The 22,529-nt window shown below is 60.8% G+C and carries 23 protein-coding genes; 18 read left to right on the top strand and 5 right to left on the bottom strand.

Translation table 11 applies throughout. The features are described 5' to 3' along the window. Window positions 1–214 precede the first annotated feature (214 nt). Both EQW76_RS03990 and ilvN read left to right on the top strand, forming a co-directional pair. Window positions 215–2,008 (top strand): acetolactate synthase 3 large subunit, encoded by a 1,794-nt coding sequence (locus EQW76_RS03990; protein ID WP_142823146.1) that lies wholly within the window; start codon window positions 215–217, stop codon window positions 2,006–2,008. Between the two features lie 80 nt (window positions 2,009–2,088). After that, entirely contained in the window at window positions 2,089–2,661 is a 573-nt protein-coding gene (ilvN, locus tag EQW76_RS03985) for an acetolactate synthase small subunit (protein WP_111222904.1), read from the top strand. 27 nt (window positions 2,662–2,688) lie between these two features. Here the strand turns inward: ilvN and EQW76_RS03980 are convergent, their stop codons facing one another. Further along, on the bottom strand, window positions 2,689–3,534 hold the full coding sequence (locus tag EQW76_RS03980) for an aldo/keto reductase (protein WP_142823145.1): 846 nt from the start codon (window positions 3,532–3,534) through the stop codon (window positions 2,689–2,691). A 280-nt stretch (window positions 3,535–3,814) separates the two neighbouring features. Between EQW76_RS03980 and EQW76_RS03975 the strand changes: the two genes are divergently transcribed. The 3 genes from EQW76_RS03975 (at window position 3,815) to EQW76_RS03965 (ending at window position 6,524) form a co-directional block, all read left to right on the top strand. After that, window positions 3,815–4,408, top strand: a complete 594-nt coding sequence (locus EQW76_RS03975) for a LysE family translocator (protein ID WP_142823144.1) — start codon at window positions 3,815–3,817, stop codon at window positions 4,406–4,408. Between the two features lie 121 nt (window positions 4,409–4,529). After that, window positions 4,530–5,657, top strand: coding sequence for an ATP-dependent RecD-like DNA helicase (locus tag EQW76_RS03970; protein ID WP_111222907.1), 1,128 nt, complete (start codon window positions 4,530–4,532; stop codon window positions 5,655–5,657). A 114-nt stretch (window positions 5,658–5,771) separates the two neighbouring features. Then, a complete protein-coding gene (locus EQW76_RS03965) occupies window positions 5,772–6,524 on the top strand; it encodes a pyridoxine 5'-phosphate synthase (protein WP_142823143.1) in 753 nt (250 codons plus the stop codon). Window positions 6,525–6,579: 55 nt separating this feature from the next. Here the strand turns inward: EQW76_RS03965 and EQW76_RS03960 are convergent, their stop codons facing one another. Then, complete coding sequence (locus tag EQW76_RS03960) at window positions 6,580–7,461, bottom strand: SDR family oxidoreductase (RefSeq protein WP_142823142.1); 882 nt, start codon at window positions 7,459–7,461, stop codon at window positions 6,580–6,582. A 139-nt stretch (window positions 7,462–7,600) separates the two neighbouring features. On the opposite strand from EQW76_RS03960, the gene EQW76_RS03955 reads away from it, so the two are divergent. Then, window positions 7,601–8,020, top strand: a complete 420-nt coding sequence (locus EQW76_RS03955; RefSeq protein ID WP_142823141.1) for a helix-turn-helix domain-containing protein — start codon at window positions 7,601–7,603, stop codon at window positions 8,018–8,020. A gap of 32 nt (window positions 8,021–8,052) precedes the next feature. Here the strand turns inward: EQW76_RS03955 and EQW76_RS03950 are convergent, their stop codons facing one another. Beyond that, window positions 8,053–8,772 carry an aspartate/glutamate racemase family protein gene (locus EQW76_RS03950; protein ID WP_142823140.1) on the bottom strand — a complete coding sequence of 240 codons (720 nt, stop codon included), beginning with the start codon at window positions 8,770–8,772 and terminating at the stop codon, window positions 8,053–8,055. Between the two features lie 159 nt (window positions 8,773–8,931). Here EQW76_RS03950 and EQW76_RS03945 point away from each other — a divergent pair, with 159 nt between their 5' ends. After that, on the top strand, window positions 8,932–9,396 hold the full coding sequence (locus tag EQW76_RS03945) for an Lrp/AsnC family transcriptional regulator (RefSeq protein ID WP_142823139.1): 465 nt from the start codon (window positions 8,932–8,934) through the stop codon (window positions 9,394–9,396). Between the two features lie 9 nt (window positions 9,397–9,405). Here EQW76_RS03945 and EQW76_RS03940 read toward each other — a convergent pair whose 3' ends face one another. Continuing rightward, window positions 9,406–9,738: a hypothetical protein gene (locus EQW76_RS03940; RefSeq protein ID WP_111222911.1), complete on the bottom strand. Its 333-nt coding sequence runs from the start codon at window positions 9,736–9,738 to the stop codon at window positions 9,406–9,408. 237 nt (window positions 9,739–9,975) lie between these two features. Here EQW76_RS03940 and EQW76_RS03935 point away from each other — a divergent pair, with 237 nt between their 5' ends. Further along, window positions 9,976–11,238: an NAD(P)/FAD-dependent oxidoreductase gene (locus EQW76_RS03935; protein WP_142823138.1), complete on the top strand. Its 1,263-nt coding sequence runs from the start codon at window positions 9,976–9,978 to the stop codon at window positions 11,236–11,238. 59 nt (window positions 11,239–11,297) lie between these two features. Here the strand turns inward: EQW76_RS03935 and EQW76_RS03930 are convergent, their stop codons facing one another. Continuing rightward, window positions 11,298–12,344: an NAD(P)-dependent alcohol dehydrogenase gene (locus EQW76_RS03930; RefSeq protein WP_142823137.1), complete on the bottom strand. Its 1,047-nt coding sequence runs from the start codon at window positions 12,342–12,344 to the stop codon at window positions 11,298–11,300. 196 nt (window positions 12,345–12,540) lie between these two features. Here EQW76_RS03930 and EQW76_RS03925 point away from each other — a divergent pair, with 196 nt between their 5' ends. From EQW76_RS03925 to EQW76_RS03880, 10 genes are all read left to right on the top strand, one after another. Next, entirely contained in the window at window positions 12,541–13,449 is a 909-nt protein-coding gene (locus EQW76_RS03925; RefSeq protein ID WP_142823136.1) for an AraC family transcriptional regulator, read from the top strand. A 127-nt stretch (window positions 13,450–13,576) separates the two neighbouring features. Next, a complete protein-coding gene (locus EQW76_RS03920) occupies window positions 13,577–14,242 on the top strand; it encodes a TetR/AcrR family transcriptional regulator C-terminal domain-containing protein (RefSeq protein WP_202617093.1) in 666 nt (221 codons plus the stop codon). A 42-nt stretch (window positions 14,243–14,284) separates the two neighbouring features. Then, window positions 14,285–15,304 (top strand): ketol-acid reductoisomerase, encoded by a 1,020-nt coding sequence (ilvC, locus tag EQW76_RS03915; RefSeq protein ID WP_111222915.1) that lies wholly within the window; start codon window positions 14,285–14,287, stop codon window positions 15,302–15,304. Between the two features lie 161 nt (window positions 15,305–15,465). Continuing rightward, entirely contained in the window at window positions 15,466–15,723 is a 258-nt protein-coding gene (locus tag EQW76_RS03910; protein WP_142823135.1) for a type II toxin-antitoxin system Phd/YefM family antitoxin, read from the top strand. Window positions 15,724–15,727: 4 nt separating this feature from the next. Continuing rightward, window positions 15,728–16,150, top strand: a complete 423-nt coding sequence (locus EQW76_RS03905) for a type II toxin-antitoxin system VapC family toxin (protein WP_142823134.1) — start codon at window positions 15,728–15,730, stop codon at window positions 16,148–16,150. A gap of 81 nt (window positions 16,151–16,231) precedes the next feature. Next, window positions 16,232–17,461 (top strand): PLP-dependent aminotransferase family protein, encoded by a 1,230-nt coding sequence (locus EQW76_RS03900; protein ID WP_142823133.1) that lies wholly within the window; start codon window positions 16,232–16,234, stop codon window positions 17,459–17,461. A 226-nt stretch (window positions 17,462–17,687) separates the two neighbouring features. Then, window positions 17,688–18,665, top strand: a complete 978-nt coding sequence (locus tag EQW76_RS03895; protein WP_142823132.1) for an ABC transporter substrate-binding protein — start codon at window positions 17,688–17,690, stop codon at window positions 18,663–18,665. Window positions 18,666–18,699: 34 nt separating this feature from the next. After that, window positions 18,700–20,394: an iron ABC transporter permease gene (locus EQW76_RS03890; RefSeq protein ID WP_142823131.1), complete on the top strand. Its 1,695-nt coding sequence runs from the start codon at window positions 18,700–18,702 to the stop codon at window positions 20,392–20,394. After that, on the top strand, window positions 20,382–21,416 hold the full coding sequence (locus tag EQW76_RS03885) for an ABC transporter ATP-binding protein (protein WP_142823130.1): 1,035 nt from the start codon (window positions 20,382–20,384) through the stop codon (window positions 21,414–21,416). Before EQW76_RS03890 ends, EQW76_RS03885 begins: the two co-directional genes overlap by 13 nt. An 85-nt stretch (window positions 21,417–21,501) precedes the next feature. After that, window positions 21,502–22,497 carry a 2OG-Fe(II) oxygenase family protein gene (locus EQW76_RS03880; protein WP_142823129.1) on the top strand — a complete coding sequence of 332 codons (996 nt, stop codon included), beginning with the start codon at window positions 21,502–21,504 and terminating at the stop codon, window positions 22,495–22,497. The last annotated feature ends 32 nt before the right edge of the window (window positions 22,498–22,529 follow it).

Genomic DNA, 22,529 nt, shown 5'->3' with positions numbered 1-22,529 from the left:
AGCGTTGACGCTACGAAATTTTCTGTCTATCAATTCCGGTCATGAACATAGCGACAACTCTTATTGTGGTGGGACAGCGCATGGGCAGGATGGTGTAACCATCCGGCGATAGCCACCCATGCGCTAGACAACAGGCTCCCGAAGGAGCCTTTTTTTATGCCCGAAATCGGGCGTCGCGCTTCCAGAATACTCAAGCAGGCAACGGAACTTGGCAATGACGGGCACAGACAAGCAGATCAGCGATAACAGGATGACCGGCGCAGAAATCGTCCTGCGGGCGCTCAAGGACAATGGCGTCGAGCATATTTTCGGCTATCCGGGCGGCGCAATCCTGCCGATCTACGACGAGATCTTCCAGCAGGACGATATCAAGCACATCCTCGTCCGCCACGAGCAGGGCGCCGGACACGCGGCCGAGGGCTATGCGCGCTCGACCGGCAAAGTCGGCGTCATGCTGGTGACCTCCGGCCCCGGCGCCACCAACGCTGTCACGCCGCTGCAGGATGCGCTGATGGATTCGATCCCGCTCGTCTGCCTGACCGGCCAGGTTCCGACGACGCTGATCGGCTCCGATGCTTTCCAGGAATGCGACACGGTCGGCATTACCCGGCCTTGCACCAAGCACAACTGGCTGGTCAAGGACGTCAACAAGCTTGCGGCCGTCATTCACGAAGCCTTTCGGATCGCCCAGACCGGCCGTCCGGGCCCCGTCGTCGTCGACATCCCCAAGGACGTTCAGTTCGCCACCGGCACTTATACGCCGCCGGAAGCGCATGCAGTCCAGAAGAGCTACCAGCCACAGGTCCAGGGCGACATCAACCGCGTCAAGCAGGCTATCGAGCTGATGGCGACTGCCCGCCGTCCCGTCATCTATTCGGGCGGCGGCGTCGTCAATGCCGGTCCGGAAGCCTCCAGATTGCTGCGCGAGCTGGTCGAGCTGACCAATTTCCCCATCACATCGACGCTGATGGGTCTCGGCTCGTATCCAGCTTCCGGCAAGAACTGGCTGAAAATGCTCGGCATGCATGGCTCCTACGAGGCCAACATGGCGATGCACGACTGTGACGTCATGGTCTGCATCGGTGCCCGTTTCGACGACCGCATCACCGGTCGCCTGAACGCCTTTGCGCCGAATTCGAAGAAGATCCACATCGATATCGATCCGTCTTCGATCAACAAGACCGTTCATGTCGACATCGGCATCGTCGGCGACGTCGGCAATGTCCTAGAAGACATGGTCCGCCTGTGGCGTGCCCTGCCCAAGAAGCAGGAGCCCGGCCAGCTCTCCGCGTGGTGGGACGACATCAACCGCTGGCGGGCGCGCAATTCCTTCGCCTACAAGATGAGCGACGATGTCATCATGCCGCAATATGCGATCCAGCGGCTCTATGAGCTGACGAAGCATCGCGACACCTACATCACGACCGAAGTCGGCCAGCATCAGATGTGGGCGGCCCAGTTCTATGGCTTCGAGGAGCCGAACCGCTGGATGACTTCAGGCGGCCTCGGCACCATGGGCTACGGCCTGCCGGCAGCTCTCGGCGTCCAGATCGCCCATCCGGATGCGCTGGTCATCGACATCGCCGGCGATGCCTCGATCCAGATGTGTATCCAGGAGATGTCGGCGGCGGTGCAGCACGATGCGCCGATCAAGATCTTCATCCTCAACAACCAGTACATGGGCATGGTTCGCCAGTGGCAGCAACTGCTGCATGGTAACCGCCTGTCGAACTCCTACACGGAGGCGATGCCTGACTTCGTCAAGCTTGCGGATGCCTATGGCGGTGTCGGCCTGCGCGTCGAAAAACCCGGCGATCTCGATGCGACGATCCAGGAAATGATCGACGTCAGGCGTCCCGTCATCGTCGACTGCCGCGTTGCCAATCTCGCCAACTGCTTCCCGATGATCCCGTCGGGCAAGGCACACAACGAGATGCTGCTGCCGGACGAAGCCACCGATGAGGCCGTCGCCAACGCCATCGACGCCAAGGGGCGCGCGCTGGTTTGATCGCGACGCGGAGGCGCGGTGGACGCGCCTCCAATCATGCATGGCGTTGAACAAATATCTGAGGAAACGGACCCAAGATCATGAATGCACACCTTCAACCGACCGGCTCCGCCTATTTCATTTCGCCGGAAACTGCGACGGCCGAGAACCACACGCTTTCGGTTCTGGTCGATAACGAGCCGGGCACGCTTGCTCGCGTCATCGGTCTTTTTTCCGGTCGCGGCTATAACATCGAGAGCCTGACCGTGTCGGAAACCGAACATCAGGCGCATCTGTCACGCATCACCATCGTGACCCGCGGGACGCCACAGGTGCTGGAGCAGATCAAGGCGCAGCTGGAGCGTATCATTCCCGTTCACCGGGTTGTCGACCTGACGGTACGGGCCCGCGAACTCGGCCAGGAACGGCCGATCGAGCGCGAAGTGGCCCTGATAAAGATCACCGGTACCGGCGAGACGCGGGCCGAGACGCTGCGGCTGGCCGACGCTTTCCACGCCAAGGTGGTCGATGCCACCGTCGAACATTTCATTCTGGAAATCACCGGCAAATCCTCGAAGATCGACCAGTTCGTCGCCATCATGCGGCCTCTCGGCCTGGTCGAGGTATGCCGCACGGGCATCGCGGCAATGAACCGCGGCCCGCAAGGCATGTAAGCTGCAATCACGCGGTGCCGCTGGAGATCAGAGCATCTCCAGCGGTGTTTTCCTCTGCGGAGGCGGAAAGGCTGCGTCTAGGGCTGCCCAGTCCTCATTCGAAATGTCGAGCGACACTGCCTGCCGGTTTTCCCTGGTGCGCGCCGGCTGGGACGTCTTCGGAATCGCGAAAACGCCGTCGCGCCTGAGCACGAAGGCAAGTGCGACCTGGGCAGGCGTTGCCTGATAGGCCTTGGCAAGCTGGACGAGCGTCGGGTGACGCGTCAGCCGGCCTTGCTCGATAGGCGAATAGGCCATCACTGGAATATTTCGGTCGTGGCACCACGGCAGCAGGTCGAATTCTATTCCACGCCGGCCGAGATTGTAGAGCACCTGGTTTGTGGCGACGTTTCGGCCAGACGGCACCCGCAACAGTTCCTCCATGTCATTGACATCGAAATTCGAGACGCCCCAGGCGCGGATCTTGCCGGCAGCCTTCAGCCGCTCGAAGGCGTCGACTGTCTCTGCCAGCGGGTAGCTGCCGCGCCAATGCAGCAAGTAGAGGTCGAGCCGGTCGGTTCCTAATCGTTGCAGGCTGCGCTCGCAAGCTTTGATCGTGCCCTCGCTGCTGGCATTGTGCGGATAGACCTTGCTGACAAGGAAAACCTCGTCGCGACGACCTTCGATTGCCTTGCCGACAAGCCGTTCCGAGGCGCCTTCGCCATACATCTCGGCAGTATCGATCATCGTCATGCCGAGGTCGATGCCGACCTGGAGGCTTTCGATCTCCGTCTTCGCCCCGGAGGCATCGTCGCCCATGTTCCAGGTGCCCTGGCCAAGGGCTGGAACGCTGATGCCGGAGGGAAAGCTAATCGACGGGATGGCATCGCTCATGGCTGTCGCCTTTCGTATCGTTCGTGGAAGAGGTTCACAGAGTACGCTTCTTGTCTCCAAGCGATGTATGCTCCGCACCACAGTTTTAAAGGTAACACTGTCGTGACCCCGGTCGTCGGTGTCAGCCACGGACGCGCTGCCGATGCTATTTTGTCACCGTCACATTTGTCATCTCGTACATCACGAGGATTGCGTGCATATCGGATGCACGCGTCGCAGAGGACGGATATTCCGTGCCCTGCACAGAGCGATGGAAACGCGACATGCCGGGGAGACGATGATGCCGCCTGATACGTTGCTGGCCCTGCTTCTATTTGCCTTCACCACGTCGATCACACCGGGGCCGAACAACATGATGCTGTTCGCATCGGGGGTAAATTTCGGCTTTCGGCGCACGATCCCGCACATGTTCGGCATAGGTGTCGGCTTTCTGTCGCTGCTTTTGAGCGTCGGTCTTGGGCTTGGCGCCATCTTGCATACGGTCCCGGTGGTATACACCGCCCTGAAATTTGCCGGCGGGGCCTATCTGCTGTGGATTGCCTGGAAGATCGGCTCGTCGCGCAGCCTCGGTGAAAGGGAAGGCGGCGCCCGGCCGATGTCGTTTTTGGCAGCCGCTGCCTTTCAGTGGATTAATCCGAAGGCCTGGGTCATGGCCGTCACCGCGATGGCTGCCTATACCGATGCGGACCGATATTTTGTCAGCGTGACGATCGTCGGACTGGTTTTTGCCGCCGTCAATATCCCGACGGTCTCCACCTGGGCCGGCTTCGGATCGGCGCTGCGCGAGTGGCTGGCGGTGCCGGTGCGGCTGAAGTGCTTTAATATTACCATGGCGGTTCTGCTCGTGCTCAGTCTCTGGCCGATGCTGAAGTAAGGCAGCGTTGGGGAGGCTCACGTGCGTTGCGGGGGTGGGAGAAGGTAGCTCTGCCTCTTATTCCCGGTATCCGCAGATTTTTCCGGTTGCCTCCAAAGGGCGAATCCTGCCAAGTCCGGCGATGCAATTTGCGCCACAACAAGATGAAGCGCTTAAGGCCGTTTCCAAATGGCTGAAGGACGGGCGGTCGCCGCTTTTTCGCCTGTTCGGCTATGCCGGAACCGGCAAGACGACGCTTGCCCGCCATTTCGCCGAGAATGTCGATGGGGAGGTGCTGTTTGCCGCCTTCACCGGCAAGGCTGCCCAGGTGCTGCGGTCGCGCGGCGCCACCAATGCCCGAACCATCCATTCGCTGATCTATCGTCCGCGCGGCGAGGAGTCCGTCGAGGATGAGGAAACCGGCAAAAGCTCGATGACGCCGATGTTTACCGTCAACCGGCAGAGCCCGGTGTCGAAGGCTGCGCTGATCGTCGTCGACGAGTGCTCGATGGTCGACGAGGCGCTCGGCAAGGATCTGATGAGTTTCGGCACGCCGATCCTTGTGCTCGGCGATCCGGGCCAGCTTCCGCCGATCACCGGGGGTGGGTTTTTCACCAATGAAGAGCCGGACTACCTGCTGACCGATATCCACCGCCAGGCTCGCGACAACCCGATCATCCAGCTCGCCATGCAGGTGCGCGAAGGCAAGGAGATCATGCACGGTGACTACGGGACCGTGCAGGTCATCTCCAAGGGCGAGGTCACGCAGCCGCTGGTGCTCGAGGCCGATCAGGTGCTCGTCGGCACCAACAAGACACGCAAGCGCTACAACCAGCGCCTTCGCGAGCTGAAGGGCTTCAATACAGAATATCCGCAGTCTGGCGACAAGCTCGTCTGCCTCCGTAACGATCCGGCTAAGGGGCTGCTGAACGGCTCGCTCTGGCAGGTCATGACCTCGTCCAAAGAGACCACCAAGCCCGGCATCAACCTTCTGATCCGTCCCGAAGACGACGACATGGATCGCGGTGCGGCCAAGATCAAGGTGCTGAAGACGGCCTTCGAGGATGTTCAGGGCGAAATCCCGTGGACCACCCGCAAACGCTATGACGAGTTCGACTTCGGGTATGCCTTGACGGTGCACAAGGCGCAGGGCTCGCAGTGGAACAAGGTTGTGCTGTTCGACGAGAGCTGGGCCTTTCGCGACACGCGCGAACGATGGCTCTACACGGCGATCACCCGCGCTGCCGAGACGCTGACCATCGTTCGCTGAGGTCTGCCGGTTGCATCAATCTTTTGCATGGCTTGCACATGCGAATGTCATTGGCGTTGACGAGACGATCGGATTAAAAGCGCAGGCACGTTGCTCGTGAACTGGATATCGACGATGCCCACCAAGCTCTCCGTGAATGTCAATGCAATCGCCATGCTTCGCAACCGCCGCGACCTTCCCTGGCCGAGCCTTGCGGCGCTCGGGCGCATCGCGCTGCAAGCCGGCGCCAGCGGGTTGACGGTGCATCCGCGTCCTGATCAACGACATGTGCGATTTTCGGACCTCCCGGTCATCCGGGCGCTGATCGACGACGAGTTCCCTGAGGCAGAATTCAATATCGAGGGCTATCCGACGCCGGAATTCTTCGATCTCTGTGCCGGTGTCGAGCCGGAGCAGGTGACGCTGGTGCCGGATCATCCGTCGCAGGCGACGTCGGACCATGGCTGGGATTTCCGCAAGCACCAGGCGTTTCTTGCCGATGTCATCGCGCCCTACAAGAAACTGGGCTGCCGCGTCTCGCTGTTTGCCGACGGCGACGGCGATCCCGAGGCAGTAGCGATTGCCAAGACTGTCGGTGCCGACCGGATCGAGCTTTACACCGGTCCATACGGTGGATGTCATAATTCGCCGGAGCGGGCGGCTGCCGTGCTTGCGGGTCTTGGCAAGACGGCGGATGCAGCCATCGCGCTGGGGATGGGCATCAATGCCGGTCACGATCTGACGGTCGCCAACCTGCCGGACCTGATCAAGCGTATCCCGCAGCTTGCCGAGGCATCGATCGGTCATGCACTCACCGCCGATGCCCTGGAGTTCGGCATGGCGGAGACCGTTCGCCGGTTTCGCCGGGCGTGCGGGCAGGTGGTTTAGGCCACCGTCGCCCAATCTCCCCCGGATGGGGGAGATCAGGTTAGCGGCCTTGGGCTTACGCTGCCAATTCAGCCTTTCGTTCTTCAAAGAAACTTCTCAACGTCTGCGGAACCTTGCCGGTCAGTGTCGTGAAATCGGCGGTCAGGCTGTCGAAGTTTCCGGCGCGTATGTTTGCGTCGGCAGATACCAGCATGTCGACCAGGAATGGCGGCAGGCCGGCGCCGGCCATACCGGCGGCAAGCTGTTCGTCGGTGACGTCAATGACCTCTAGCGGGCGACCGGTGATGGCAGAGACCGTCGAGGCGACATCCGTGATCGAATAGGAAGTAGAGCCCGTCAGCGTGTATGTCTTGCTTTCCGTATCGCTGGAAGCAAGGGCTGCGGCAATGGCCAGCGCGCAGTCTTCGCGGGAAATGTAGGGCGCCTTGCCGCCTGATGTCGCGGTGTACCACTTTCCGCCCTGCAGATTGTGCGGCAGGGACATCATGAAATTATCTAGGTACCAGGCGTCGCGCAGGATGGTGTAGCCGATACCGCTGGCCTTGATGGCATTTTCGGTGCCGAGATGATCGGGGGCGAAGGTCACCAGCGATTTGTCGGGGTTTGGCATCGAGGTGTAGAGGATGTGCTTGACGCCGGCGGCCTTGGCAGCCTCGATGGCAGCCTTGTGCTGAGCCAGGCGCTTGCCGGGAGTATCGAGCGAATCCGTGCTGATGATCAGCAGGCGGTCGATGCCCGCAAAGGCCGATACGAGGCCTGCCGCATCGTCGAAATCCGCCTTGCGGGTGACGACGCCCTTGGCTGCAAGTGTGCCGAGCTTTTCCGGGCTGCGGGTCGCGGCGACGATATCGCCGGGAGCGACCTTGTAGGTTTCGAGCAGGTGATGGACGACGCTCTGGCCGAGCTTGCCGGCAGCGCCGGTGACGAGAAGGGTCATGGGATTTTCCTCTGTTCCTGGCAACCGGCTCCACGACCGGCATTGCAGTCTCAAAAAGAGACTTGCGCTACAATAGGAATTGAGAGAGTTCTGTAAAGGAGGCAGTTTTTCTGCCGTAGGTTACCAAAAGGGAACTGCCATGAGCGGCACCGTCGTCAATCTGCGCAACAAGGACATGGCCGGGAATGGCCGGGTGTTCGATGTCGCCAAACTTGATCCGAGCAATTGCCCCATCCGGGACGTGATGCAGCAAATCCATGGAAAGTGGTCGACGCTGCTTGTCGACGCGCTATCGCAGCGTCCCTATCGCTTCGGCGAACTCAAGCGCGCCGTGCCTGATATCTCGCAACGGATGCTCACCCAGACGCTGCGCGACCTGCAGCGCGACGGTTATGTTGAACGCGAGGTCTTTCCGACAAAGCCGCCGAGTGTCGAATACCGGATGACCGAACTCGGGCGCTCGCTCTACGAGCCCCTGTCGCACTTGCTGAACTGGGCGGAAGCCAATCACGACAACGTCCGGGCGGCGCGGCGCAGGTTCGACGAGCCCGGCGCCTGAGGCGTGCGCCAGTTCTGACGTTCTGAGGTGTTTCAGGCAGCTTCGGCGTCGATATTGGCCAGCGGGGCTAAGGCGAAATGTACGGCTGCCTGTGCGTGGATCGTCGTGCTGTCGAAACCGGGCAGCGGCAATTTTTCAGCATCGAGAATGAGGCAAATCTCGGTGCAGCCAAGGATGACGCTGTCCGCACCACCAGCCTTCGCCCGTTCGACGATCTCCAGCAGTTTAACACGCGATTCATCGCGGACTTTGCCGGCGCAGAGTTCGTCGAAGATGATGTCGTGCACCGCCGTGCGGTCATCGACGTCCGGGACCATGACGGAGACGCCGAGTTCGGCCATGCGGTCGGCATAGAACCCGTGTTCCATGGTGTAGCGGGTGGCCAGCAACAGCGGCCTCCTGCGACCGGCTGCCTTGAGCGCGCTTGCGGTTTCATCGATGATATGGACCAGCGGAACGGAGATGCGGGCTGCCACTTCCTCGGCAATCAGATGCATGGTGTTGGTGCAGATCAGCACGCAGTCGGCACCGGCGCGCTCCAGACCAGCTGCGACGTCCCCGAGTCGTCTGGCGGCGTCGGTCCAGCGACCGGCCTTCTGCAAGGCGACGATATCGGCGAAATTGACCGAATGCATCAGAACCTCGGCAGAGGTCAGGCCGCCATGTGCATCGCGGACCATCTCGTTGACGAGACGGTAGTAGACCGCCGAACTTTCGAAGCTCATGCCGCCGATCAGGCCAATGGTGCGCATAGAATTTGTCTCCGCATGTGATTCCGTTGTCACCATTGTCGTTCGAAACATCCGCGCGTGATTTGCATTTTTCGTTCGATTTACAAAAATAATGTAATGAGATTGCGCAATATGACGTATTTGTGCAAATTTATGGCGTGATAGTGAGGAGGGACGCTGATGCTGGACGAACGGGACCGGAAATTGCTCGATATCTTGCAAGGCGATGCCGGAATATCGGTCACGGCCTTGGCCGATGCCGTGGCTCTGTCGGTATCCGCCTGTTCGCGCCGGATCCAGCGACTGGAGGACAGCGGTCATATCGCCCGGCAGATCGTCGTGCTCGACCGCCGCAAGATGGGCGTGCCCACCACCGTCTACGCGCTGATCAAGACCGCCCATCACGCCGACGAATGGATCGAGCGCTTCAAGAGGGCTATCACCGACATACCGGAGATCGTCGAGGCGCACCGGCTGACGGGCAACCACGACTATATCCTCAAGATCGTGCTGCCGAGCGTCGAGCATTACGACGTGATCTACAAGACCATCGTCCGCCGGGTCGAACTGTTCGACGTAGCGGCTTCTATCTCGATGGAGGAACTCAAAAGCGGAATGGCAATCCCCGTTGGGTATGCGGTATAGGCGGGGTGCTCAGATCGCCTCATAGGCGAACAACAAGCCGATGAGGGTGATGCCGAACAGGCCGAACAAGAAGCATTGGTCGGCGACGGTCTCGAGTGTCCTGCTGAGCTTCAGCCGGTTGGCAAAGCGGATCGACAGGTAGGACGTAATGGCGCTGACGAGGAAGAGAAGCGAGGCGCAGCCTGCATATTCATCGACCCGGCTTGGCCCGATACGACCCTCGACAACCTTCACCAGTCCGATCAGCGTGGTGCAGATACCGACCATGGTGCCGGATGTCGGCAGGATATGCTGGGCCAGTGTCTTTTCAGCAGCCGGATTATCTTTTTTCGACACGGTCAATACTGTGTTCCTCCAGTCGCCACTGCAGGCGTCGGCTTCCCAACGCTTAATGCACGCGGACGTTGGTGTCGACATTAGCGTGGAGGATTGGCCCGCAATTGCTGTTCTTCCGGGAAGGTAGCTCTGGTCGACGGCTGGCGGATTTGAAGATGTGCAACGGAGCCATGCGTAAACGGCGGTTGATGTCCGTCGAGAACAGGCTCACGTGAGGGAGGGTGAGCACAGGAAAGGATCGTCATGCAGGAACATCATGTCGTCGTGGTCGGCGGCGGTTTTGCGGGATTGCAGATCGTCAACGACCTCCGGCGGGCGCCCGTCCGCATCACGCTGATCGATCGGCGCAATCACCACCTCTTCCAGCCGTTACTCTATCAGGTCGCAACGACACTGCTGTCGACCTCAGAAATCGCCTGGCCGATCCGCAGCCTTTATCGCGAGCGGCCCGATGTCACGACGCTGCTTGCCGAAGTCGAGGGCATCGACAGGCAGGCAAAGACCGTGGCGCTTACCAACGGCGACATCGTTGGCTACGATACGCTGGTGCTGGCGACCGGTGCCACGCACGCCTATTTCGGCCATAACGAATGGGAGCCGGTCGCACCCGGCCTGAAGACGCTCGAGGATGCCACGACCATTCGCCGCCGGCTGCTTTTGGCCTTCGAGCGGGCCGAGATGGAAGAAGACGCGGCGATCCGCGAGGCGCTGCTGACCTTTGTCATCGTCGGTGCAGGACCGACCGGTGTCGAACTTGCAGGCATCATCGCCGAACTGGCGCACGATACCCTTCCGAAGGAGTTCCGCCGCATCGATACCACGAAGACCAAGGTCGTTCTCGTCGAGGCCGGGCCGCGCATTCTCTCGGCCTTCGTCGATGACCTGTCGGCCTACGCCCACAGGAAGCTGCAGAGCAGTGGCGTCGAGATCCGCACCGGCAAGGCCGTGACGTCCTGCACGGCCGACGGTGTCGTTATCGGCGACAGCTTCATTCCGTGCCGGACGATCGTCTGGGCAGCCGGTGTGCAGGCGTCGCCCGCGGCGGCCTGGCTCGATGTGCCGGCAGACCGCGCTGGCCGTGTTGTTGTCGAAAAGAACCTGACGGTACCCGGCGACGAAGCAATCTTCGTGATCGGCGATACGGCGTCGGTTCTTCGCGAAGACGGGACGCCTGTGCCCGGTGTTGCGCCGGCCGCCAAGCAGCAGGGCGCATTTGTCGCCAGGGTGATCGAGGCGCGGCTTTCCGGCAAGACCGTGCCGGACACCTTTCGCTACCACCACCAGGGAAACCTTGCCACGATCGGCAAGGGCGCGGCGATCATCGATTTCGGATGGATCAAACTGAAGGGCGGCCTCGCCTGGTGGATATGGGGGCTCGCCCACATCTATTTCCTCATCGGCACGAGGTCGCGGCTCAGCGTCGCCTGGAGCTGGCTCTGGATCTATCTCAGCCGCCAGCACAGCGCACGGCTGATCACGCAGAAAGAAACGCCGCGCGAGGATTGAGGCCACGCAAAAGGGCGACCCGCGAGGGCCGCCCTTGATGTCTTCAGGATGATTTCGACTTACGCTGCGAGCGAAGCGATGTCGATGACGAAGCGGTAGCGCACGTCGCTCTTCAGAACGCGTTCATAGGCTTCGTTGACGTCCTGGATGTTGATCTTCTCGATCTCCGAGACGATGTTGTGCTTGCCGCAGAAGTCGAGCATTTCCTGCGTTTCCTTGATCGAGCCGATCATCGAGCCCGACAGGCTCTTGCGGCCCGGGATCAGCGAGAAGGCATGAACCGGGATTGCATGTTCAGGCGCGCCGACGATGACCATCGAGCCATTGACCTTGAGCAGGCCAAGATAGGCGTTCCAGTCGATGGCGACACCGGCCGTGCAGATGATCAGGTCGAAGGTGCCTGCCAGCTTTGTGAATGTTTCGGCATCCGACGTGGCGTAGTATTCCTTGGCGCCGAGTCGCAGGCCGTCTTCCTTCTTCGAAAGGCCCTGCGACAGGACCGTAATGTCGGCACCCATGGCGGCGCCGATCTTCACGCCCATGTGGCCGAGACCGCCCATACCGACGATGGCAACCTTCTTGCCGGGGCCGGCCTTCCAGTGGTGCAGCGGCGAATAGAGCGTGATGCCGGCGCAGAGCAGGGGGGCGGCGCCGTCGAGCGGAAGATTGTCCGGGATCGAGAGGACATAGCCTTCCTTGACGACGATCGAGTCCGAATAGCCGCCCTGGGTCGGCGTCTTGCCGTCGGCTTCGACGCTGTTGTAGGTCTGTACAAGGCCGGGCATGTACTGCTCGTTGTCTACATCGCGGTTGGCGCAGCCGACGCAGCTATCGACGAAGCAGCCGACACCGACATGGTCGCCGACCTTGAACTTGGTGACGTTGGCGCCGACGGCGGACACGATGCCGGCAATCTCATGGCCGGGAACGATCGGGTATACGGCGTTCTTCCACTCGTTGCGAACGGTGTGGATGTCGGAATGGCAGATGCCGGCAAACTTGATGTCGATGACGACGTCGTCGGCATTCGGCTCGCGCCGTTCGAATGTGAAAGGGGTGAGGGGTTTGGACGCGTCCGTTGCGGCATAGCCTTTTGCGATTGGCATGGGATATTCCTTCTTTGGGGGCTGCAAGGTGATGATCCCTTATGCCGCGTTTCCTGTCACCGGCGTTAGAGCGATCCTCTCAGGTTTTTGCCCGATCCTGCAAAAGTGTGAACGCTGCCTATTTGCCGGGCTAGGGATTTCGCCTACATAGGAACGGTAGCTTGCTCCCCCTGCACCCCCGATTAAGAGTGCCTTGATGACACTGATGTTCAATCCCCATCATGAAATCGCATCGATCGCCGCCCGCTTTGCGCCCGGCGAAGGAGAGTTCAAGACAGCGATCGAAGGGCTCGGGATAAGCCGTCGCTCGATGCCGAGCGCACCCTGCCACGCCAGCTATCGGCCGTGCTTCGCGATGGTCATCCAAGGGGCGAAAAGCCTGCAGCTCGGAACCGACATCATTAATTACGGCGCCGGCGACTATCTCCTGACGTCGCTCGATCTCCCTGTCGCCTGGCGCGTCGTCGAGGCCAGTCCGGAAGTCCCGCACTTCTGCATAACGCTTGCCATCAGCCCCGAGAAGCTGCTCGACTTGCTCAGCCGGACGGATATCCAGCGACCGGCCGAACCTGCTGTCGGCCAACGCGGAATGATGGTCAACATCGCGACGCCCGAATTGCTCGATGCTGCCGTGCGGCTGCTCCGCTTGCTCGATAATCCGAGTGACATCCCGGCGATGGCGCCGCTGCTCGAGCAGGAGATCCTCTACCGCATCCTGACGGGACCAGCGGGTGGACAACTCATCAACATCGCCGTCGCCGACAATCATGGCCACCGCATTGCCCGCGCCGTTGCCTGGCTGAGGGAGAATTTCGCTCGTCCGCTGCGCATCGAGGAGTTGGCCGAGCACGTCAACATGAGCGTTTCCTCCTTTCACCATCATTTCAAGGCAATCACAGCGATGACGCCGGTGCAGTACCAGAAGCAGCTGCGGCTGCACGAGGCCCGGCGGCTGATGCTGATCGAGCGGCTCGATGTCGGCACCGCCGGCCACCGTGTCGGCTACCAGAGCCCGTCGCAATTCAGCCGCGAATACAGCCGTCTCTACGGCCTGTCGCCGCTGCGCGACGTCGAAGGCATGCGCGGGCCCATCGCCGCCGAATAGGGCTCACGCCGGAGCCGAGTGCACGTTCCGGCGATCACGGAAATTTCTTCGGCGCTCCGCCCAAAGTTGCTTGACGCCTTGAGCCAGCTGCGGCATAAGTCTGCGAACCGTACCGTACGGTACGCAAATGGGAGTGGTCATTGTGCCGAGCGACGCACTGCAGACATCGGAGTTTTCGCCACGTCAGAACGCCGTTCTGGAGCAGGCGCTGCGATTGCTGGTGGACGGTGGCGAAAAGGCGCTGACGACATCCGGCGTGGCGCGCGCTGCCAATTGCTCCAAGGAAAGTCTCTACAAGTGGTTTGGCGACCGCGACGGATTGCTGTCTGCGATGATTGCCCACCAGGCGAGCAAGGTCCGTACCTTCGAGCGCAACGGCGAACGGCTGACGGCGACGAGCCTGCACGATCATCTGGTGATCTTTGCCCGCGACCTCCTGGAAGTGCTGGCCGGCGACGTATCGCTGGCACTGAACAGGTTGGCGATCGGCCAGTCGAACCGCGATGGCTCGAAGCTTGGGAAGCTGCTGCTCGAGCGCGGACGTCGACAGATCGACCGACGTGCCAGCGGCCTGATTGATGCCGGCAAGCGGGCGGGGCTGTTGCGCTTCGACGATGCCAACGAGGCCTACCACACGCTCTATGGCCTCGTCGTCTCCGACCTGCACGTTCGCATGCTGCTCGGCGAACCCAGCATCAAGGATGGTGCCCAGCAGGCGGAGAGGGCGGTCAGTGCTTTCCTCAGGCTCTATGGCACGGAAAAAGTTTCGGCGGATGCAGCCGCATCCGTCTGATGGATCAAACCAAAATCGACAAGCAAGGGAAGGAAAAATCAAATGCGCGTCTATTACGATCGTGATGCCGATCTCAATCTCATCAAGGCCAAGAACGTAGTCATCGTCGGCTACGGGTCCCAGGGTCGCGCCCATGCGCTGAACCTCAAGGACAGCGGCGCCGCCAATGTGGTCATCGCGCTCAAGGCCGGTTCGCAGACGATCAAGAAGGCCGAAGCCGATGGCTTCAAGGTCATGACCGTCGCAGACGCCGCCAAGTGGGGCGACCTGTTGATGATGGCGACCCCGGACGAGTTGCAGGCCGACATCTGGAAGGCCGACATCGAGGCAAACATCCGCGACGGCGCCGCTATCGCTTTTGCCCATGGCCTGAATATCCATTTTGGCCTTATCGAGCCGAAGGCGTCGCTTGACATCGTCATGATTGCACCGAAGGGCCCCGGCCACACGGTTCGCGGCGAATACCAGAAGGGTGGTGGCGTTCCTTGCCTCGTGGCCGTTCACCAGAATGCTTCCGGCAACGCACTTGAACTGGCTCTCTCCTACGCCTGCGGCGTAGGCGGCGGCCGTTCGGGCATCATCGAAACCAACTTCCGCGAAGAATGCGAAACCGACCTGTTCGGCGAGCAGGTCGTCCTTTGCGGCGGTCTGGTCGAACTGATCCGCGCCGGTTTCGAAACGCTGACGGAAGCCGGCTACGCACCGGAAATGGCTTACTTCGAGTGCCTGCACGAAGTGAAGCTGATCGTCGACCTGATCTATGAAGGCGGCATCGCCAACATGAACTACTCGATCTCGAACACAGCTGAATGGGGCGAATACGTCACCGGCCCACGCATCATCACGGCCGAGACAAAGGCTGAAATGAAGCGCGTTCTGACCGACATCCAGACCGGCAAGTTCACCTCGGACTGGATGCAGGAATACCGTGCCGGCGGCTCGCGCTTCAAGGGCATCCGTCGCATGAACGACAACCACCAGATCGAGGAAGTCGGCGCCAAGCTGCGCGGCATGATGCCTTGGATCGGCAAGAACAAGCTGGTCGACAAGGCCGTCAACTAAGCTTGTTAGATATAGGTGAGATGAGGGGGCCGGGGCGAAAGCTTCGGCCTTTTTCGTATGTTGGGTGGATCCGTACGGCTTAGGAGTGACGCAGGACCGGACAAATAAAAATTGATTTTGTCCATGTGCGGAATAGAGTGGAGTCGTAGCAGGAGGTTGGTATGCGTCAGTGGCCTGTACAGGATGCAAAGGCACGGTTCAGCGAGATGCTAGAGGCCTCTCTTGACCAGGGACCGCAGCTTGTCTCCAAGCGCGGTATGCCGGCAGCAGTGCTTGTGTCCGTTGCTGATTGGGAAAGCCTCCAGCAGAGGGTCAAGCCCAGTCTGAAAGATATTCTACTTGCTCCTGAGCCTCGTGTGGATTGGGAAATCCCTGATCGCGCCAACTGGAAGTCTCGCGAGATGCCGGATTTCGAGTAGCGGGATGTATCTTCTCGATACCAACGTGGTCTCCGAGTTGCGGCGTCATCGTCCTCATGGTGCTGTCGTCGCCTGGATAAAGTCGGTTTCGAGCGAGACAATCTATCTGCCTGCTGTGGTCATTGGCGAAATAGCAATCGGCATTGAGCGTACATCGGTCTCCGATCCGGTCAAAGCGCAGGAGTTATCCGAGTGGCTCGATCAAATCCTTAATACTTCCCAGTGTATTAGCGCCGATGCCCAAACTTTTCGCATTTGGGGTGGGCTTACGCATCGTCTCGCGCCCGATTTGCTCGTGGACGCCCTGATCGCGGCGACTGCGGTACAACGAAACATGATAGTGGTCACACGCAATGTCGGCGATTTCATAAAGCTCGGTGTTCAAGTCCTGAACCCCTTCGAATTCGCAGTAGATATTCTGAAATAATCAAAAATAGGTCAGCATTGTTGACTTATCTTTTATTGCGTGGTTAGCTTCCCGAAAGACACAAAATTACGAGGAAGCCCCATGTTGAATTGGGAAAACATCTTTGCGACGCGCTCGAGCCGGATGCGCGCCTCTGAAATCCGCGAATTGCTGAAGCTGCTGGATCGGCCGGACATCATCTCGTTCGCGGGCGGGATTCCCGATCCGGAGCTGTTTCCGAAGGAGGCGTTCAAGCAGGCCTACGCCGACATCTTCGACGGTTCGACTGTCGATGCAGCCCTGCAATATTCGGTCAGCGAGGGTTACAAGCCGCTGCGGGAGTGGCTCGTGCAGCAGATGGCCAGACTCGGCGTTGCCTGCGGCCTCGACAACGTGTTCATCGTCTCCGGGTCGCAGCAGGCGCTCGATTATCTCGGCAAGCTGATGCTGTCTCCCGATGATACGGCTCTCGTCACGGCGCCGACGTATCTCGGCGCGCTGCAGGCCTTCAACGCCTACGAGCCGACTTACGACCGGTTGACGCCGAACGGCAACCGCACGCCGGGTTCCTATCGCGCTGCTGCGGAAAAGGCCGGTGGGCGGGTGAAGTTTGCCTATCTGTCTCCGGATTTCGCCAATCCGACCGGTGAGACGATTGACCTCGAGGCGCGCGAAAAGCTCATCGACCTCGCCGACGATCTCGATATCGCCATCGTCGAAGATGCCGCCTACCAGTCGCTGCGCTACGACGGCAACCCGATCCCGCCGATCCTTGCCCTGGAGATTTCCCGCAAGGGCGATATCGAAGCAACGCGGACGATCTATTGTGGCAGTTTCTCCAAGACCATGGCACCGGGTCTGCGCGTCGGATACGTTGTTGCCAACGCTCAGGTAATCCGCAAGCTGGTGCTGATGAAACAGGCGGCGGATCTTCACTCCTCCACCATCAACCAGATGGCCATTCACAAGGTCGTCGAGCATGGTTTCCCGGCCCAGGTTGCCAGAATCGGAACGGTCTACAGGCGCCGCCGGGACTGCATGCTGGCAGCCCTTGCGAAGTACATGCCGGCAGGGACCCACTGGACGAAGCCTGAAGGCGGCATGTTCATCTGGGTCACCTTGCCAGAGGGCATGGATGGAGCGACGCTGCTTGCGAAATCGCTGCAGACGGCCAAGGTCGCATTCGTGCCGGGGCAGGCGTTCTTTGCGGATCGATCCGGCGCCAACACATTCCGGATGAGTTTTTCCCGTGCCGACGACCAGCAGATCGAAGAGGGCATTCACCGCCTGGCGGACCTGATTGCGAACGAGATCGTCTCCGAGGCGGCCTGATCTTAGCGTTTGCTCGAGGTAGGCGTTTTGTCCTGCCGTTGGTGATTTTGAAATCCTTATATCTGGGGGCCGGGCAGCTCGTTTGCCTGGCGCATCCGGCGTTGTTATGCAGTTCCTATCGGTTGAGCACGCGACCGTTGCAAAATGCAGTTGATTGCACGCCGGCCTGTCACACATCTGTAAAACGCCGTCCCTATGGGAAGTGCAAACCAATGAGGACCGAGCCATGAAGACGATCGCTACCGCCGCCGCGCTGTTTGTCGCGAGCCTCGCCGGATTGCCGGCCTCCGCTGCCGACCTCGTGCTCTACACCAGTCAGCCGAACGAAGATGCACAGGCGACCGTCGATGGCTTCATGGCCGCCAACCCATCGATCAAGGTCGACTGGGTGCGTGATGGCACACCGAAGATCATGGCCAAGCTTCAGGCCGAGATGGCCGCCGGCAATCCCGTTGCCGACGTGCTGCTGATTGCCGACACGGTCACGCTCGAGCGGCTGAAGGAAGCCGGCAAGCTGATGGCCTACAAGTCGCCGGAAGCGGTGAACTACGATGCGTCGCTCTATGACGCCGGTGGTTACTATTATTCGACCAAGCTGATCACGACCGGCATCGTCTACAACACCGCCGCCGCCATGAAGCCGACCAGCTGGCAGGATTTGACAAAGCCGGAAGCCAAGGGCCTCGTGGTCATGCCGAGCCCGCTGACATCAGGTGCGGCGCTCATCCATGCGCAGACGCTTGCGGGCGTGCCGAGCCTCGGCTGGGAATTCTACAAGAGCCTCGCTGCCAATGGCGCGATAGCATCCGGCGGCAATGGCCAGGTGCTGAAGTCGGTGGCTTCAGGCGAGAAGGCCTATGGCATGATCGTCGACTACATGCCGATCCGCGAAAAGGCCAAGGGCGCACCGCTCGCCTTCGTCTTCCCGACCGAAGGCGTATCCGCCGTCACCGAACCGGTTGCGATACTGTCGACCGCCAAGCATGCAGAGGCGGCCAAGGCGTTCGTCGACTACGTGCTGTCCGAGAAGGGGCAGGCTGGCTTCGTCAAGCTCGGCTATATACCGGCGCGCAACGGCGTTGCCATGCCAGAGGGCTTTCCGGCGCGCAGCACGATCAAGGTGCTGCCGCTGGATGCTGCTGCGGCTGTCAAGAATACCGATCAGGATCTGAAGACCTTCTCCTCGTTCTACGGTTCGAAGTGAGTTAAAAGACCCTGTCGATCAACCTGGACCACGCATGACAGACTATCTTCGCCGGGGAAACGGCCAGCCAGCCTGGCTGTTTCCCCTTGTCGTCCTTGCCGTTCTGATCCTCTCGGCCCCGCCACTGGTGCGGCTCGCCGTTGCCGGCATCGCAGCGTTGCTGCACGGCGGCGCCTATGATCTCGTCTCCGATCCCGGCCTTTGGCAATCCACCTGGTACACGGTCGAGACTGCGGTGATCGGCACTGTCATTTCCGTGGCCATCGGCTGCCTGTTTGCCTTCCTGCTCAGTCTCACCGATCTCCCCGGAAAGGGCATTCTCAGTTTCCTCTTCGTGCTACCGATGATGATCCCGCCGCAGGTCACGGCGCTCGCCTGGGTGCAGATGAGCGGCCCCTCCAGCCCGCTGCTCAAAGCACTCCACATCGCGCCGCCGCTGGGGTCGCCACAGCCGCTCTATTCGATCGGGGGTATCGCGTTGCTCTACGGTGTGCAGCACGCGCCGCTGGTCTATCTCGCTCTGCGGGCCGGCCTGATGGCGTTGCCGCGCGATGGCGTCGAGGCTGCCCGGCTTTCCGGCGCGGGTGGCTTCCGGGTTTTTCGCGATGTCATCCTTCCGCTATCGATGCCGGGCATCGTTGCCGGTGCTGCGATCGCCTTCGTCTCGTCCATCGGCAATTTCGGCATTCCGGCGATCCTCGGCATTCCCGCCTCGATCTTCACGCTGTCGACGTTGATCTTCACCAAGTTCTCCGCCTTTGGCCCGCGCACATTCGGGGATGTCGCCGTGCTGTCGTCGATCATCGCGGTCATTTCGATTGCCGGGCTTGCGTTGCAGAACCGGGCGCTGCGAGGGCGGGATTACCGCGTCATCGGTCTCTCCGGTGCGTCAGCTGCCTTTGCGCTTGGACGCTGGAAACTTGCCGCCGGACCGCTGCTCTGGGGGCTGGTCTTCATCATGCTGGTGGCGCCATTCCTTGCGCTTGTCGCCGGCGCGCTGGTGCCTGCCTACGGCGTGCCGCTTTCGTTGAAGACGGCATCGTTGCATGCCTTCGAGGAAATCCTGTTTCACCAGTCGGTGACACGGGTCGCTTTTGGCAATTCGCTGTTTCTCGCTGGCGCCACAGCGCTCGGCCTGCTGGTGCTGACGGTGCTTGCCGCCTACGTGCTGACGAAGCGGCGGGACCTTGCCAGCCGGCTGCTGGCGGGGCTGATCGACATTCCCTATTCGCTGCCGGGGATCATCATCGCTGTCTGCTTCATCCTGCTGTTTGCAGCGCCCCTGCCGCTCATCCATGTCACGCTCTACGGCACGATCTGGATCGTCCTGCTTGCCTACTTCTCGGCCTATTTTTCAGTCAGCCTCAAACCGGTGATGAGCGCGTTCCTGCAGCTTGATCCGGCGCTGGAAGAAGCGGCGCGGCTCTCGGGGGCAGGCTTCCGGCGCCGCCTGGTCGATATCATCGTGCCGCTGATAGCGCCGGCCGCCGGTGCCTCTGTCATCCTCGTATTTCTCATTGCCTGCAACGAGTTGACGGTGTCGGCGCTGCTCTGGTCGGCGGGCACGCAGACGCTTGGCGTGGTCATCTACAATCTCGACGACAGCGGCAGCTCCGACCTCGCATCTGCGATGTCCGTGCTGGTCGTTGCGATGGTGGTTCTCCTGATGCTGCTTCTGGAGCTTCTGGCCAATCGGCTGCCGAAGGGAGTGGTGCCGTGGCGCAGCTGATCCTCGATACGCTCAGCAAGGATTTCGGAACGGGTCGCGCCGCCGTCGAAGGACTTTCGCTGACCGTGCGCGAGGGTGGGTTCCTCGCGCTTCTCGGGCCATCCGGTTGCGGCAAGACGACGGTGCTGCGGATGATTGCCGGTTTCGAGCAGCCGACGGGAGGTTCGATCCATCTCGGCGACCGTTTGCTTGCCAATGCGACATCCGCGCTCCCGCCGGAAAAACGCAATATGGCGATGGTATTCCAGTCCTATGCGCTGTGGCCGCACATGAACGTCGCCGATAATGTCGGCTATCCGCTCAAGGTCCGTGGCATTTCCGGTTCGGACTATCGCGACAGGGTGATGGAGGCGCTGCGCACCGTGCGGCTTGGTGATTATGCCGAGCGTCGGCCGGCCGACCTCTCCGGCGGCCAGCGACAGCGGGTGGCGCTGGCGCGCTGCCTGGTGACATCGCCCGACGTGGTGCTGCTCGACGAGCCACTCGCCAATCTGGACCGGCATCTGAAGAAAGAGATGGAGGAAACGTTCCGCGAGTTTCACCAGCGCTCCGGTGCCACGATGGTCTATGTGACGCACGACCAGAGTGAGGCGATGGCGCTGGCAACGGATGTTGCCGTCATGTCCGAAGGCCGTTTGCTGCAAGTTGCCGAACCCGCCGATATCTATGCCCGTCCCGAGGGCAAGCTGGTGGGCAGCCTGATTGGCCAAGGCAGCATTCTTTCGCTGCCGCTATCGCCCGAGACGGTCGGGCGAGCCCTCGACTGGAGGGCGCTGGCGCCTCTGATAGCGGGTTCGTCGAGCAGTGGTGGCGCATTTATCGATATTCTGGTGCGTCCGGAGGACGTCATCGCCGATGCCGAAGGGATCGAATGCAGCGTGGAGGCGGTGCTTTACGAGGGCGAGCGCTATGCCGTGCGGCTGGCTCTGCCCGATGGCCAGGTCCTGCGTGCCTACACCCGCCATTCGGTATCACCGGGCGACCGAATACCGGTCGTCATCCGCGCCGGCTGGAGGCTGTAGCCACTGAATGGCGATCTCCCTCATGAGGTGGTTGTCGCCCTCTGCCAGCTGTGTTTCAGTCGAGTGTCGTTCAAAAGGAGTCGCCATGCAGAGCACAGCTTTTCCAATCTTCGATCTCGGCGCCTATGAGGCTGCAGGGGCTTCCGATAAGCGAAGGCTTGGCAATGTCGTCGATGATATCTGCCGCTCGACAGGCTTCCTGGCAATCGCCAACCACGGCATCAGCGACGGCATTATTCAGGACATCTGGGCTACGACAAAGGCCTTCTTCGACTTGCCCGCGGCAGAGAAACAGCAGGCCAGTGCCCCTTATCCTGGCTACCCCTACGGTTATCTCGGGCCCGGCACGGAAGCGCTGGCGAAATCGCGTAACGTCGAGACACCGCCTGATCTGAAAGAGAGTTTCAATGGCGGGCCGCTGGCCGTACCGCCGGGTATGACGGATACGGAGGCGCTTAGCTTTTGCTATGCGGCGACGATCTGGCCATCTGCGCCGCAGGGTTTCACCGAGGCCTGGAAGAACTACTATACCGCAATGGAAGACCTGGCTGCGCGGATCATGCGGGTGTTCGCGACGGCACTGCAGCTCGACGAACATTTTTTCGATGCCCATATCGACGCTCCCATCAGCGCCCTCAGAGCTCTCAATTATCCGGAACAGGCAGTGTCTCCCAAACCGGGGCAACTGCGTGCGGGTGCGCATACGGACTATGGCAGCCTGACGATCCTGCTCCCGCAGCCGGGGTCCAAAGGCCTTGAGATCATCGCACCGGACGGCAGCTGGACACCGGTGCCGCCAGTACCCGGTGCATTTGTCATCAACATAGGCGATCTTATGGCGCTGTGGACAAACGACCGCTGGGTCTCGACTATGCACAGGGTGGTCAATCCGTCTGCGGAGGAGGGTGGGCTACAGCGTCGCCAGTCATTGGCCTTCTTTCACCAGCCGAACTGGTTTTCGGAAATCTCCTGCTTGCCATCGTGCGTGGCGCCAGGCGATAGCCCGAAATATGCCCCTGTCCTTTCCGGCCCCTACCTCATGGGCAAGTTCAAATCGACCGTCACAGGAAAGGCCGGCTAAATTTCCCGATATCGAGATGCCATTGATGCGGT

The organism is Rhizobium sp. rho-13.1 (assembly GCF_007000305.1).
GTDB classification, from domain to species: domain Bacteria; phylum Pseudomonadota; class Alphaproteobacteria; order Rhizobiales; family Rhizobiaceae; genus Rhizobium; species Rhizobium rhododendri.
This window is presented reverse-complemented; position numbering and strand designations above follow the sequence as displayed.

Excerpts from the sequence above, each read along its gene's own strand:
- EQW76_RS03990 (WP_142823146.1), top strand. The coding sequence starts at position 215 with ATGACGGGCACAGACAAGCAGATCAGCGATAACAGGATGACCGGCGCA.
- ilvN (WP_111222904.1), top strand. The coding sequence starts at position 2,089 with ATGAATGCACACCTTCAACCGACCGGCTCCGCCTATTTCATTTCGCCG.
- EQW76_RS03980 (WP_142823145.1), bottom strand. The coding sequence starts at position 3,534 with ATGAGCGATGCCATCCCGTCGATTAGCTTTCCCTCCGGCATCAGCGTT.
- EQW76_RS03975 (WP_142823144.1), top strand. The coding sequence starts at position 3,815 with ATGCCGCCTGATACGTTGCTGGCCCTGCTTCTATTTGCCTTCACCACG.
- EQW76_RS03970 (WP_111222907.1), top strand. The coding sequence starts at position 4,530 with ATGCAATTTGCGCCACAACAAGATGAAGCGCTTAAGGCCGTTTCCAAA.
- EQW76_RS03965 (WP_142823143.1), top strand. The coding sequence starts at position 5,772 with ATGCCCACCAAGCTCTCCGTGAATGTCAATGCAATCGCCATGCTTCGC.
- EQW76_RS03960 (WP_142823142.1), bottom strand. The coding sequence starts at position 7,461 with ATGACCCTTCTCGTCACCGGCGCTGCCGGCAAGCTCGGCCAGAGCGTC.
- EQW76_RS03955 (WP_142823141.1), top strand. The coding sequence starts at position 7,601 with ATGAGCGGCACCGTCGTCAATCTGCGCAACAAGGACATGGCCGGGAAT.
- EQW76_RS03950 (WP_142823140.1), bottom strand. The coding sequence starts at position 8,772 with ATGCGCACCATTGGCCTGATCGGCGGCATGAGCTTCGAAAGTTCGGCG.
- EQW76_RS03945 (WP_142823139.1), top strand. The coding sequence starts at position 8,932 with ATGCTGGACGAACGGGACCGGAAATTGCTCGATATCTTGCAAGGCGAT.
- EQW76_RS03935 (WP_142823138.1), top strand. The coding sequence starts at position 9,976 with ATGCAGGAACATCATGTCGTCGTGGTCGGCGGCGGTTTTGCGGGATTG.
- EQW76_RS03930 (WP_142823137.1), bottom strand. The coding sequence starts at position 12,344 with ATGCCAATCGCAAAAGGCTATGCCGCAACGGACGCGTCCAAACCCCTC.
- EQW76_RS03925 (WP_142823136.1), top strand. The coding sequence starts at position 12,541 with ATGACACTGATGTTCAATCCCCATCATGAAATCGCATCGATCGCCGCC.
- EQW76_RS03920 (WP_202617093.1), top strand. The coding sequence starts at position 13,577 with ATGGGAGTGGTCATTGTGCCGAGCGACGCACTGCAGACATCGGAGTTT.
- ilvC (WP_111222915.1), top strand. The coding sequence starts at position 14,285 with ATGCGCGTCTATTACGATCGTGATGCCGATCTCAATCTCATCAAGGCC.
- EQW76_RS03910 (WP_142823135.1), top strand. The coding sequence starts at position 15,466 with ATGCGTCAGTGGCCTGTACAGGATGCAAAGGCACGGTTCAGCGAGATG.
- EQW76_RS03905 (WP_142823134.1), top strand. The coding sequence starts at position 15,728 with ATGTATCTTCTCGATACCAACGTGGTCTCCGAGTTGCGGCGTCATCGT.
- EQW76_RS03900 (WP_142823133.1), top strand. The coding sequence starts at position 16,232 with ATGTTGAATTGGGAAAACATCTTTGCGACGCGCTCGAGCCGGATGCGC.
- EQW76_RS03895 (WP_142823132.1), top strand. The coding sequence starts at position 17,688 with ATGAAGACGATCGCTACCGCCGCCGCGCTGTTTGTCGCGAGCCTCGCC.
- EQW76_RS03890 (WP_142823131.1), top strand. The coding sequence starts at position 18,700 with ATGACAGACTATCTTCGCCGGGGAAACGGCCAGCCAGCCTGGCTGTTT.
- EQW76_RS03880 (WP_142823129.1), top strand. The coding sequence starts at position 21,502 with ATGCAGAGCACAGCTTTTCCAATCTTCGATCTCGGCGCCTATGAGGCT.